Source organism: Acetobacter papayae JCM 25143 (genome assembly GCF_000613285.1).
GTDB lineage: Bacteria > Pseudomonadota > Alphaproteobacteria > Acetobacterales > Acetobacteraceae > Acetobacter > Acetobacter papayae.
Genome location: NZ_BAIN01000066.1, coordinates 1 through 12,254 on the forward strand (window position 1 = coordinate 1; position 12,254 = coordinate 12,254).

Genomic DNA, 12,254 nt, shown 5'->3' on the forward strand with positions numbered 1-12,254 from the left:
GGCCGGGCGGCGGGTGCTGCCCCCCGGCACGGGGCGTCTGCCTCCGGCTGAACGCGCCGGGCGTGAGGAGTTGGAGCGGGCGGAAAAACGCCACAAGCGTCTGGTGGCATGGCGGTGGCTGGCGTTGCGCTTTCCCGAATTCTATCCCGACCGGGAAGAAGCCGAGGATACGACGCGCCGCCTGAATGACTGGATTGAAAGCGTGCTGCGCCAGCAGAGCCGCGCCCGCCAGACCCAGAAGTTCTGAAAACCGGGCCTCAGCCCATCGAGGTGCTGGTCAGCCGTTCCGAAATATCCCACAGGCGCGCTGCCAGACTCGGCTTGCGTGCCGTGGGGGGAGTGCGTGCGGGGCCGGGGCGTCCGTGCCGCTCTCCCGCGCCCTGTGGGCCGTAATATTCCCCATCACGCGCATCGGGCGACAGGGCGGCGTATAGCAGCGGTTCCGCCCCGCGTGCGGCGGACTGCCCCATGATACGGAGCACGGCCCCGCCGAGCGTCTGCTCGATTCGGCCCAGTGGGGCGGGGAGTGTCGCCCCCTGCCCATTGGCCAGAATGGCGGTGCTGGCCCAGCCGGGATGGGCGGCCCGCGCATGCAGGTTCCAGCCGTTTTCAGCAGCCCGGCGTGCCAGTTCCAGCGAAAATAGCAGATTGGCCAGTTTGCTCTGCTGGTACGCCCCGAACGGGCTGTAGCGGTGGCGGCTTTGCAGGTCGTCGAAATGCAGGGTGTTGCGCCCTGCGGCAAGGCTGGCCACGGTCACGACCGTGCCGCCGCCGTCTGCCGCTTCCAGCAGGGGGCGCAGGGCGGCGGTCAGGGCGAAATGCCCCAGATGGTTCACGCCAAACTGGAGTTCGAATCCATCCTGCGTTTCAAGGCGGTGGGCCGGTGCCATGACACCGGCATTGTTGATCAGGAAATCCAGCCTGTCGGTCTGCTGCGCCACGGCCTGCGCGCAGGCGCTGACCGACTCCAGAGAGGCCAGATCAAGTGCCAGCAGGCTGATCTGGGCCTGTGGGCAGGTGGCTGTCAGGGCTGCCACGGCCTGCTGGCCCCGCTCGGTATCCCTGACCGGCAGCAGCAGGCGGGCTCCCCGGCGGGCAAGACCGCGCGCCACTTCAAGGCCCAGCCCGCTATTGCCCCCTGTTACCAGTGCTGTGCGACCGCGCAGGTCTGGCTTTTTGTCCATTACGCGCCATGTGTCGTGGCGGCCGGGCAGGAGGGTGCCAAGTTTGTCGAGGAATCCGGCAGGCTGTTGTACGGTCATGGCAAAAGGGCCTTGAGCTGTTCATCCTGTTGTGCGGCCTGCATGGCTTCTTCCGTCAGACGTTTTTCATTCCGTTTGAAAAAAATCAGCAGGGTCAGAATCACGGCGCAGGCCAGAACACCGAAGCCGATGGCGATCCAGCCAGAAAGCCGCAAAATCTCGTTGCCCAGCATATAGGCGCACAGCGTGTATCCACCAGCCCAGAATATGCCGCCCAGCGCGTTGTAAAACAGGAATGTGTGCCACGGCATGCGGATAGCCCCGGCCATAATGGCCACAAACATGCGCAGAATGGCGATAAACCGGCCAAAAAACACCACCGACCCGCCATGGCGCAGAAAGACATAGCGCCCCAGCAGCAGGCGCTTGGGGGTCAGCCCCACCTTGGGGCCATGCTTGCCCAGCATGTGCAGGCCCAGCCCGTGGCCGATCAGGTAACCGAAATTATCGCCCATGATCGCCCCCGTTATCCCTGCGATCATGACCCCTTCTATCTGGAGCCTGTGCGTGGTGGCGCAAAACAGCGCGCTGGTAATCAGCAGGCTTTCAGCGGGCAGGGGTAGGCCCATGCTTTCAAGCATGACCACAACACCAATCACCCCATAGCCGTAATGGCTGAACAGGTTGGTGAGAAAGTCGATGGAAAAAGCGGAGTGCAGAGCATGCAGCAGGGGAGAATATCCAGTTCTGGCAGACGGCGCGCAGGCAGACGGCGCCAGCAGCAATGGGGAGGAACCGTGAGTGCTCCCCCTCTGTCAAGTCTGAACGCTTCGTAAAGGCCGTTGGTGGCATCATGTCCACAGGCCGGGTGTTTTTGAACAGGCTGGCCCGCCGGTGCTAGGGTGCCCCCATGACAGACACAACAGCCCCCTTTTCAGCCCACCGCAGGCCCATACCCTGCGGGGCATGGCCTTCTCCCGTGACAGCGGCGCTCGTGGCCGGAAAAACCCTGACCCTATCGGAAGTGACCGCATGGGATCAGACGGTCTACTGGCTCGAACGCCGCCCGGCGGAGGGGGGGCGTACCGTGCTCATGCACTGGAGCGAGACAGCGGGTTGTGGCGAAGTACTACCCCCGCAAACCGATATCGGCACCCGCGTGCATGAATATGGCGGCGGAGCCTATGCGGTTGGCGCACAGGGCATTGCCTATTCCGAGCGCAAAAGCGGTGCCGTATGGCTGGCGCAGAAAGCCGGTGCCCAAACCCGCGCTGACGGGGGGCAAGAGATACGCCAGCTCGCAGGGCAGCCCGGCCTGCGTTTTGCGGATTTGCGATTCGACCCCATGGGCGGCGGGCTGCTGGCCGTGCGGGAAGACCATCAGCACGATCCGGCGGAGCCACAGGCCGCACTGGTGGTGCTGGACTGCACAGCAAAGACCGGACAGGCGGCGGCACAAGGCGTCATCCTTGCCAGCGGAGCGGATTTTTACGCAGCCCCCGCTGTGTCGCCAGATGGGCAATTGCTGGCATGGATTGAATGGTCGCACCCGTTCATGCCGTGGGAGGCCACGCGCCTGTGCGTGGCGCGGCTTGAGCGCACGCCCAGCGGCACCATTACGGGGCTTGGTACCCCTTATGTGCTGGCAGGGGGGGCGGGACACGAATCGCTGCTTGAACCCCGCTGGACGGAAGACGGGCACCTGCTGGTGATTTCAGACCGCTCGGGCCAGTGGAGTGTGTGGCATGCAGGGCGCGGCGAGGCAGAAACAGCTCTGACCCCCTGTGCTGTCCCGCAAGGCGAGATCGGGCAACCGGCATGGGTGTTTGGCCAGCGCAGCTACCAGCCGCTACCGGGTGGTGCGTGTCTGTTCCTGAGTGTGTGCGAGGGTGAAAGCCAGACCGTGCTGCGCCGGACGGATGGCGCGTTTCTGCCCATACCCGGCCGGCCCGAGCAATGCCCCGTGCCGCTGGCTGATGGGCGTCTGGTCTGGCTGGATACCCCGCCTGATGCCCTGCCGCGAATCATGCTGGCGGATATGGCCGCAGAGCCGCCTCAGGAGCGGATTCTCTATAATGCAGCCCCTGCGGTTTTGCAGGCGCAGGATATCGCCTGCCCCGTTTCCCTGCGCTTTCGTGTCGGGGGTGAGGATACGCCATCCGGGCATGCGTTTTTCTATCCGCCCACCAGTCGCACGGCCTGTGTGCCTGAGCGCGAGCGGCCGCCGCTGATTGTGCAGGTGCATGGTGGCCCGACCGCCCGCGCGCAGGATAGTTTTTCCTTCAAGGTGCAGTGGTGGACCTCGCGTGGTTTCGCGGTGCTGGATGTCAATTACGGTGGCTCAACTGGCTTTGGGCGGGCATGGCGTGAGCGCCTGCAAGGGCAATGGGGTGTCGTGGATGTGGCGGACTGCATTGCCGCCTGTACGCATGTCGTGCGCGAAGGCTGGGTGGATGCGCAGCGCATTGCCATTCGTGGTTCCAGTGCCGGGGGTATGACGGTGCTGGTGGCTCTGGCCGAATCCAGCCTGTTTGCGGCAGGCGTCAGTCTTTACGGCGTAACAGACCTGCGCGCGCTGGCAGCGGAAACGCATAAATTCGAGTCGCGCTACCTTGATGGCCTGATCGGTCCTTGGCCCGAATCCGAAGCGCTCTATCTGGCGCGTTCGCCTGTGCAGAAGGTGGAACGGATTCGCGCCCCGGTTCTGTTGTTTCAGGGGCAGGAGGACAGGGTGGTGCCACTTTCACAGGCGCGCGCCATGGCAGAAGCGCTGCAAGAGGCAGGCACGCCCTGTACCCTGCGCGAGTTTCCCGGCGAGGGGCATGGTTTCCGGCAGGAAAGCACCATTCGTGCGGCATTTGTGGAGGAACTGGCTTTTTACGGAGGGCTGTTCGGTTTTGAGCCTGCGGAGTGATGCAGGCATAAAAAAAGCGGCCATTGGCCGCTTTTTCCATACAGACGGGACGATCCGCCTAGAGTTTTTCGACCTGATTGAATTCCAGATCGACCGGAGTGGAGCGACCGAAAATGGAAACGCTCACCTTCAGGCGGTTCTTGTCTTCATCCACTTCTTCAATGACACCATTGAAGGAGGTGAAGGGGCCATCCGCCACGCGAATCTGCTCGCCAATTTCGAAGCTGATGGCGGAGCGGGGATGCTGCACGCCTTCTTCGGTCTGGCGGATGATCCGCTCCGCTTCCGCCGCCGAAATGGGGGTGGGGCGATTACGGGTACCCAGAAAGCCAGTAACCTTGGGTGAATCCTTCACGAGGTGCCAGCTCTCGTCGGTCATTTCCATCTTGATCAGGACATAACCGGGGAAGAACTTACGCTCCGTGTTGACCTTCTGGCCACGACGCACCTCGATCACCTCTTCGGAGGGGACGAGAATTTCGTCAATATGGTCGCTCAGCCCTTTCTGTTCCGCTTCTTCGCGGATGAACTGGGCAATTTTCTTTTCGAAGCCCGAATAGACGTGAACCACGTACCAACGCTTGGCCATGTCGCTTCCTCAGCCTCCCAGCCCGAAGAGTTGACGCAGGCCGAGACCGATCAGCTGGTCAACCACAAAGAAAAAGACGGAAGCCAGACCAGCCATGGCCAGAACGGCACCCGTGGTTACAAGCGTTGCCCGCCGGGAGGGCCAGGTGACCCGTTCGGCCTCGGCGCGCACGTCATGCAGGAACTTACCGGGACTGAACGACACGAACCAACCCTCTTCCACAACTTGCGTTCATGGCACCCTGATGGGGCGGCCTGAACCTGTTCAGCCTTGCACGAAACACCGCATTGTCATGAAGATTAAAGCGGATTTTTCCCGTACAGCGCCAGAAAATCTGGCAGGGGTGGAGGGTCTCGAACCCACAACCTCCGGTTTTGGAGACCGGCACTCTAGCCAATTGAGCTACACCCCTGCAGCGCGTCCGCCTACGGCTGGAAAAGACCTATAACGGAAAGCCGTTGGTCTGACCAGCCACTTAAAAGCGACCTAGCGCAGGAGGCGGAAGAAAGTATGTTGTGAGCCTAAAGTCAAGAGGTCACGGCATATTTGCGTGAACGCACCATACTTTGCCCGCATGATGGCGCCTTGCGCGTGGCTATGCCCGGGCGGGTCTTGCGCGCGAGGCGCTTTTGGCGCTATGTAATCCCCACAAACGGAGCGCGGGCATAGCATAGTGGTAATGCTGTAGCCTTCCAAGCTACCGAGGAGGGTTCGATTCCCTCTGTCCGCTCCAGTTTCCCCACATCTCTGTGCGTATCATCAAAACGTGTTATTTCCGTAAGCCCCATGTGGCTGTGCGGTGGATTCCCGTTTGGCCTGATCAGGGTTGCGGGCCATTGCGCCGGCGGTTTGAGCCACACCCTGCGGGGTATCCGTAAGCTTGGCGTGTGACCCGGACCACGCGCTTTTTCCATTGAAATGCGATTGCGCCGTTCTGCCGGTTGCGCGCCTCTTACGGGCATGCTAGACGCCGCGCCGATGGGTGCCTTAAAACCGGATTCATTTTCTGGATCAATGGCGCGGTGCCCTCTCGTGTGGAATGCCGGCGCGCACAGAAGGAAAGAACCGAAAGAGTGGTGGCTTCGGGCGTAACGACAGCACAACCAGTTGCTTTTGCTGCCAATGGCCTCGAAGGCCGGTACGCAACAGCGCTTTATGATCTGGCAGCCGAGCAGCGGCAGCTGGATACCGTGCTTGATGAAGGGGCTGCGCTTGCGCGGCTGATAGATGAGAGTGCGCCGCTGCGTACGGTTCTCGCGGACAGACGGCTCGACATCAAAGTGTCCAGCGCCGCTGTTCTCGCCGTGCTCGAGGCACAGGGATTTGGGCAGCTTCTGCGCAACTTCGTAGGCGTGGTGGCTGAAAACCGCCGCCTGCCCGTGTTGCGCCGGGTTCTGTCCGCTCTCGACGCCCTCGCCATCGCCCGTCGTGGCGAAGTGGTGGCCGAGGTTGTCAGTGTCGCCCCCCTCAGTTCCGAGCAGCGCGCCCAGCTTCAGGTTCGCCTGGCCGAGGCCGGCTATTCCCGCATTACCATTCGTGAGCGCGTCGATTCCTCACTGCTCGGCGGTCTTGTCGTGCGTGTGGGGGCAAAGCTTTATGACGCAAGCCTCAAGAGCCGCCTGTTCCGTTTGCATTACGCCATGAAGGGAGCCGCGTGATGGAAATCCGTCCCGCAGAGATTTCGGATATCCTCAAGCAGCAGATTGCCTCGTTCGACAAGGAATCTGATGTTGTCGAAACCGGCACTGTCCTGTCCGTAGGGGATGGTATTGCCCGTGTGTTCGGCCTGCAGAACGTCATGGCGGGCGAACTGGTCGATTTCCCGTCCGTCGGTCAGAAGGGCATGGCCCTCAACCTCGAAAGCGACAATGTCGGTATCGTCATTTTCGGTGACGACACTAACATCCGCGAAGGCGATACCGTTGCCCGTTCCGGCACCGTTGTCAGCGTGCCGGTAGGCAAGGGCCTGCTGGGCCGCGTGGTTGACGGTCTGGGTAACCCGATCGACGACAAGGGTCCGCTGGTTGACGTTGAAATGCGTCGTGCGGAAGTCAAGGCGCCCGGCATCATGCCCCGCCAGTCCGTGCATGAGCCGATGCAGACCGGCATCAAGGCCATTGACGCTCTGGTTCCGATTGGCCGTGGCCAGCGCGAACTGGTGATCGGTGACCGCCAGACCGGCAAGACTACCATCCTGACCGATACCATTCTCGCCCAGAAGAGCGTGAATGATGCGGGCGACGACAAGAAGTCCCTCTACTGCATCTATGTTGCGGTTGGCAGAAGCGTTCCACGGTTGCACAGCTCGTGCGTCTGCTGGAAGAAAAAGGCGCGATGAAGTATTCCATCGTCGTTGCCGCCACCGCGTCCGACCCGGCGCCGCTTCAGTATCTCGCTCCGTATGCCGCCTGCGCCATGGGCGAATACTTCCGCGATAACGGCATGCACGCCCTGATCTGCTACGACGATCTGTCCAAGCAGGCTGTGGCTTACCGCCAGATGTCCCTGCTGCTGCGCCGCCCGCCGGGCCGTGAAGCTTATCCGGGTGACGTGTTCTTCCTGCATTCGCGCCTGCTCGAGCGCGCCGCCAAGATGTCCGACGCCCATGGCGCTGGCTCCCTGACGGCCCTGCCCGTGATCGAAACCCAGGCGGGTGACGTTGCAGCCTACATCCCCACCAACGTGATCTCCATCACCGATGGTCAGATCTTCCTTGAAACCGACCTGTTCTATAAGGGCATCCGCCCGGCCGTGAATGTCGGTGGCTCGGTCTCGCGCGTTGGCTCCGCCGCCCAGATCAAGGCGATGAAGCAGGTTGCGGGCAAGATCAAGCTTGAGCTGGCCCAGTATCGCGAAATGGCGGCCTTCTCGCAGTTCGCATCCGACCTCGACCCTGCGACGCAGAAAATGCTCGCCCGTGGCGCGCGTCTGGTAGAACTGCTCAAGCAGCCGCAGGCTTCGCCGCTGTCGGTCGAAGAACAGGTTGTTCTGCTGTTCGCGGGCACCCGTGGCTTTGTGGACGGTGTTGCCGTCAACAAGGTTGTGGCCTGGGAAAAGGCTCTGCTGGCTGATGTGCGCAGCGCGGGCAAGGATATTCTGGACACGCTCTCCAAGGAGCAGGCTCTGTCCAAGGATCTCGAAGCTCGTCTGACGGAATACCTGACCACCTTCAACCGCCACTTCGCGGGCTGAGAGGGCAGAAGCGTCCATGGCTTCCCTTAAGGAACTCCGCGCCCGGATCGGAAGTATCAAGTCGACACGGAAGATCACGAGCGCCATGAAAATGGTGGCCGCAGCCAAGCTGCGGCGCGCTCAGGCCAGTGCGGAAGCCGCGCGACCCTATGCCGCGGCCATGCGTCGTATGCTGGGTGAGCTGGCTGTCGCAGTGCAGGGAGAAGGCGGGGTTCCCCGTCTGCTCGCTGGCACGGGCCAGGACAAGGTGCACCTTCTGGTGCCCCTGACCAGTGATCGCGGGCTGTGCGGCGGCTTCAACTCCAACGTACACCGCCTGACCGTCCAGACGATCCGCCGCCTCCAGTCCGAAGGCAAGACGGTCCGTCTGCTGCCGGTTGGTCGCAGGGCCATGAATTTCTTTTCTCGCGATTACGCTGACCTGATCGTTGATCATGTCACCGGTGTCAGCGGTAAGGAAATTCCCTTCTCTGTCGCGTCTGATCTGGGCGAAAAAATCAACGCTCTGGTCGAAGCCGGCGAAGTCGATGTGTGTGCACTTGTGTTCAACAAGTTCCACAACGCGATGACGCAGGTGCCGACAAGCCAGCAGCTTGTTCCCATGCTCATGGAAGAGCAGGGTGCGGGCGATGTTCCGGCTGACAATGTGGCACAGTATGAATTCGAGCCTGATGAGGCGACAATTCTGGCCATGTTGCTGCCCCGTAATCTTCAGGTGCAGATTTATGCTGCTCTGCTGGAAACGGCAGCTGGCGAAAATGGCGCCCGGATGACGGCAATGGATAACGCAACCCGTAACGCGGGCCGATCCATTGACAGTCTGACCCAGGTCTATAACCGGACCCGCCAGACCAATATCACCAACGAACTGATCGAAATCATTTCGGGCGCACAGGCTGTCTGAGCCCGCTCGCATGTCCCGCAGGAGCTGACCATGTCGGATACCACAACCCAGACTCAGGCCCCTGCGGCCACGAAGTCCAATGCCGTTGGCCGCATTACCGAGATCAGAGGCCCGGTCGTTGACGTGCAGTTCGAAGGCGAACTGCCGAAGATCCTCAACGCCCTGCACGTCAAGCTGAACGACCAGGTTCTGGTTCTGGAAGTCGCGCAGGAAATTGGCGAGCACGAAGTGCGCTGCATCGCCATGGATTCCACCGACGGCCTGACCCGCGGTGCGGAAGTGACCGATACCGGCGCACAGATTTCCGTGCCTGTCGGCCCGGAAACGCTGGGGCGCATCCTGAACGTGATCGGCGAGCCGATCGACGAAAAGGGCCCGGTCCGCACCAGCCGCCGTGCGACCATCCATCGCGATGCCCCGGCGTTTGACGAACAGGCCGCTGCTTCTGAAATCCTGATGACCGGCATCAAGGTCGTCGATCTGCTCTGCCCCTACCTCAAGGGCGGTAAGATCGGCCTCTTCGGCGGTGCTGGCGTTGGCAAGACCGTTATTATTCAGGAACTGATCAACAACATCGCCAAGGCGCATGGCGGCGTGTCCGTGTTCGCTGGTGTTGGTGAACGTACCCGTGAAGGCAACGACCTGTATTACGAAATGCAGGATGCGGGCGTGATCAAGCTGGCTGAAGATGGTGCGACCGACGGTTCCAAGGTGGCTCTGGTGTTCGGCCAGATGAACGAGCCGCCGGGTGCGCGTGCCCGTGTTGCCCTGACCGGCCTGACCATGGCTGAATATTTCCGTGACGAAGAAAACCAGGACGTTCTCTTCTTCGTGGATAACATCTTCCGCTTCACGCAGGCGGGTTCGGAAGTGTCCGCTCTGCTGGGCCGTATTCCTTCGGCGGTGGGCTACCAGCCTACTCTGGCGACGGAAATGGGCGCTCTGCAGGAACGAATCACCTCCACCAAGAAGGGCTCCATCACGTCCGTGCAGGCCGTTTACGTGCCTGCCGATGACTTGACCGACCCGGCACCTGCCGCGACCTTCGCGCATCTGGATGCCACCACCGTTCTGAACCGCTCCATTGCTGAAATGGGCATCTACCCGGCGGTTGATCCGCTGGACTCCACTTCTCGTGCGCTTGACCCCCAGATCGTGGGTGAAGAGCATTACGAAGTGGCGATGGAAGTCCAGCGCATCCTGCAGACCTACAAGTCCCTGCAGGACATCATCGCCATTCTGGGCATGGACGAACTGTCCGAAGACGACAAGCAGGTTGTGGCGCGTGCGCGTCGTATCCAGCGCTTCCTGTCCCAGCCGTTCCACGTGGCCGAAGTGTTCACGGGCGCGCCGGGCAAGCTCGTGTCGGTTACGGATACGGTTCGCTCCTTCAAGGCCATCTGTGCGGGTGAATATGATGACCTGCCGGAAGCCGCCTTCTACATGGTTGGCAGCATCGAAGAAGCGATCGCAAGGCGGAAAAACTGAGGGAATCGGTCTAACGGCCGATTTCAGGGAGGAGCATCGTTCATGCCGGTCCTAATTGAGATCATCAGCTGAAAAAGTGCTGGTGTCGCGTGAGGTAGATATGGCTGTTCTGCCCGGCATGGAAGGCGATATTGCCGCCATGCCCGAGCATGCACCCATGATGCTCCTGCTGCGTGGCGGTGTTGTTGCCCTGCATGAAGGCGATGTGGTTACGGATCGCTTTTTTGTCGCGGGTGGCTTTGCCGATATTACGGGCACTCGCTGCACGGTTCTGGCGGATAAGGCTGTGCCGGTCAGCGAGATCTCGATCGACAACGCCACGGCCCAGCTTGAGGCACTGTCCGAGATCTGGGACAAGACCGACAAGACGGACATGACCCGCCTGAGTGCGTTGCAGGATCAGATTCTGGCCGTACGGGCGGAAATTGATGCCGGTGTGGGTAACGCCTGAGCTTCAAGCATATGTTTTAAAAAAGCCACCCGTCTGGGTGGCTTTTTTTGTTTGGGGCTCCGGGTTGGCCTTGCCGCGGGTTAGCCGCGCCCCCGGTAGCTGGGCACATCCTGCGCGGGAATCCAGACTTCTTTCGGCGCTTCGCCGGTTTGCCAGAAAATATCGATCGGGATACCGCCACGGGGGTACCAGTATGCACCGATACGCAGCCAGACAGGGTTGAGAAGATCGACCAGCGTGCTGGCAATCTGAATCGAACAGGCTTCGTGGAACGCCCCGTGGTTGCGGAAGCTGGTCAGGAAAAGTTTGAGCGATTTGCTTTCCACAATCCATTGATCCGGCACATAATCAATGACGATATGGGCAAAGTCCGGTTGGCCGGTGATCGGGCAGAGTGAGGTAAATTCCGGCGCGGTAAAGCGTACCATGTAGCGCTTGTCGCGGTAGGGGGTGGGTACGCGTTCCAGCTCGGCGGTTTCAGGGCTAGTGGGGGCTGATACCGACCGGCCAAGCTGGGTTAGTGCGGTGCTGCCGTCATCTGGTCTGCTCATGGTGTTCTCCTCGGATGATGTTGCCTGATGTCGGAGCACTTGCGAACCAAGTCAAGTTTTCAGGCCTGATGTATCAGGGTTGCGGCTGTCGTTTTTTTCAGGGCTGGTGTATGAGGGGACATGGCCAGAACAGCATCCCCCGTTTTTCCGCAACCACGACTGGTTTCCTCCACACAGGCTCTGGAAGAGGCGCTCAGGCCGCTCCATAACGAGCGGTATGTGACAGTTGATACCGAGTTCATGCGTGAAAAGACGTACTGGCCGGAGCTGTGTCTGGTTCAGCTTGGCGGGAGCAACGATCTCATTCTGATCGATGCGCAGGCTGAAGGGCTGGATATGGCCCCTCTGGCGGCGCTGATGGCAGATCCGTCGGTCATCAAGGTTTTTCATGCGGCACGGCAGGATCTGGAAATTTTCCTGCATCTGTTTGGCGCGCTGCCCATGCCGATTTTTGATACGCAGGTGGCAGCCATGGTGGCCGGGCATGGCGATCAGGTCGGGTATGACAGTCTGGTCGGTTCACTGACCGGACATTCCATCGACAAGAGCCACAGGTTTACGGACTGGTCGGCCCGGCCCCTGTCTGCCGCCCAGCTTACCTATGCGGCGGGCGATGTCACTTGGCTGCGGGTTGTGTATGAGCGCCTGCACCGCAAGCTTGAGCAGGAGCAGCGCCTGTCCTGGGTTGCGGCAGAAATGGCCGAGCTGGAAGAGCCGTCGACTTTTCAGCCAGACCCCGAAAAGCAGTGGGAGCGTTTGCGTGCCCGCACCAATAACCGGCGCATGCTGGGGGTGCTGCGTGCCGTGGCGGCCCTGCGTGAGCGTGAAGCGCAGCGGGTTAATGTGCCGCGTCAGCGCCTGATCAAGGATGAAAGCCTGCTAGAAATTGCCGCGACCACGCCCGATAGCACCGAGGCGCTGGCCCGTGTGCGGGGTGTGGCGCGCGGCCTTGCGGAAGGCCGG

10 protein-coding genes, 2 tRNA genes and 3 pseudogenes are annotated in these 12,254 nt (G+C 61.3%); 9 read left to right on the forward strand and 6 right to left on the reverse strand.

Going from position 1 to position 12,254, the window contains the following annotated elements; genetic code table 11:
* The coding region (locus JCM25143_RS19335; protein WP_035371277.1) for an SUV3 domain-containing protein at window positions 1-247 on the forward strand (247 nt) is incomplete at its 5' end.
* Between the two features lie 10 nt (window positions 248-257).
* Here the strand turns inward: JCM25143_RS19335 and JCM25143_RS12375 are convergent.
* Together JCM25143_RS12375 and JCM25143_RS12380 are read right to left on the reverse strand one after the other, a co-directional pair.
* Entirely contained in the window at window positions 258-1,184 is a 927-nt protein-coding gene (locus tag JCM25143_RS12375) for an SDR family oxidoreductase (protein WP_051543319.1), read from the reverse strand.
* A gap of 74 nt (window positions 1,185-1,258) precedes the next feature.
* Complete coding sequence (locus tag JCM25143_RS12380) at window positions 1,259-1,921, reverse strand: DedA family protein (RefSeq protein WP_025861413.1); 663 nt, start codon at window positions 1,919-1,921, stop codon at window positions 1,259-1,261.
* Window positions 1,922-2,112: 191 nt separating this feature from the next.
* Between JCM25143_RS12380 and JCM25143_RS12385 the strand changes: the two genes are divergently transcribed.
* A complete protein-coding gene (locus tag JCM25143_RS12385) occupies window positions 2,113-4,116 on the forward strand; it encodes a S9 family peptidase (protein ID WP_025861414.1) in 2,004 nt (667 codons plus the stop codon).
* Window positions 4,117-4,174: 58 nt separating this feature from the next.
* Here JCM25143_RS12385 and nusG read toward each other — a convergent pair whose 3' ends face one another.
* From nusG to JCM25143_RS12400, 3 genes are all read right to left on the reverse strand, one after another.
* Window positions 4,175-4,705: a transcription termination/antitermination protein NusG gene (gene nusG / locus JCM25143_RS12390; RefSeq protein WP_025861415.1), complete on the reverse strand. Its 531-nt coding sequence runs from the start codon at window positions 4,703-4,705 to the stop codon at window positions 4,175-4,177.
* Window positions 4,706-4,714: 9 nt separating this feature from the next.
* Window positions 4,715-4,909: a preprotein translocase subunit SecE gene (gene secE / locus JCM25143_RS12395; RefSeq protein ID WP_025861416.1), complete on the reverse strand. Its 195-nt coding sequence runs from the start codon at window positions 4,907-4,909 to the stop codon at window positions 4,715-4,717.
* Between the two features lie 131 nt (window positions 4,910-5,040).
* A tRNA-Trp gene (locus JCM25143_RS12400) sits at window positions 5,041-5,117 on the reverse strand.
* 247 nt (window positions 5,118-5,364) lie between these two features.
* Here JCM25143_RS12400 and JCM25143_RS12405 point away from each other — a divergent pair.
* The 6 genes and pseudogenes from JCM25143_RS12405 to atpC all read left to right on the forward strand — a co-directional run bounded on the left by JCM25143_RS12405 (window position 5,365) and on the right by atpC (window position 10,740).
* Window positions 5,365-5,438: transfer RNA gene (locus JCM25143_RS12405), tRNA-Gly, on the forward strand.
* 301 nt (window positions 5,439-5,739) lie between these two features.
* A complete protein-coding gene (gene atpH / locus JCM25143_RS12410; RefSeq protein ID WP_025861418.1) occupies window positions 5,740-6,363 on the forward strand; it encodes an ATP synthase F1 subunit delta in 624 nt (207 codons plus the stop codon).
* Window positions 6,363-7,897 (forward strand): annotated as a pseudogene (gene atpA, locus JCM25143_RS19340) (F0F1 ATP synthase subunit alpha). Before atpH ends, atpA begins: the two are co-directional and overlap by 1 nt.
* 16 nt (window positions 7,898-7,913) lie before the next feature.
* On the forward strand, window positions 7,914-8,801 hold the full coding sequence (locus JCM25143_RS12420; protein WP_025861420.1) for a F0F1 ATP synthase subunit gamma: 888 nt from the start codon (window positions 7,914-7,916) through the stop codon (window positions 8,799-8,801).
* 30 nt (window positions 8,802-8,831) lie between these two features.
* Window positions 8,832-10,303: pseudogene (atpD, locus tag JCM25143_RS12425) on the forward strand (F0F1 ATP synthase subunit beta).
* Window positions 10,304-10,331: 28 nt separating this feature from the next.
* Window positions 10,332-10,740 (forward strand): annotated as a pseudogene (atpC, locus tag JCM25143_RS19345) (ATP synthase F1 subunit epsilon).
* A gap of 80 nt (window positions 10,741-10,820) precedes the next feature.
* Here the strand turns inward: atpC and queF are convergent.
* A complete protein-coding gene (gene queF, locus JCM25143_RS12435; RefSeq protein ID WP_025861423.1) occupies window positions 10,821-11,291 on the reverse strand; it encodes a preQ(1) synthase in 471 nt (156 codons plus the stop codon).
* A gap of 120 nt (window positions 11,292-11,411) precedes the next feature.
* Between queF and rnd the strand changes: the two genes are divergently transcribed.
* Window positions 11,412-12,254 (forward strand): ribonuclease D (gene rnd, locus JCM25143_RS12440; RefSeq protein WP_025861425.1); only part of this gene is annotated, 843 nt, incomplete at its 3' end.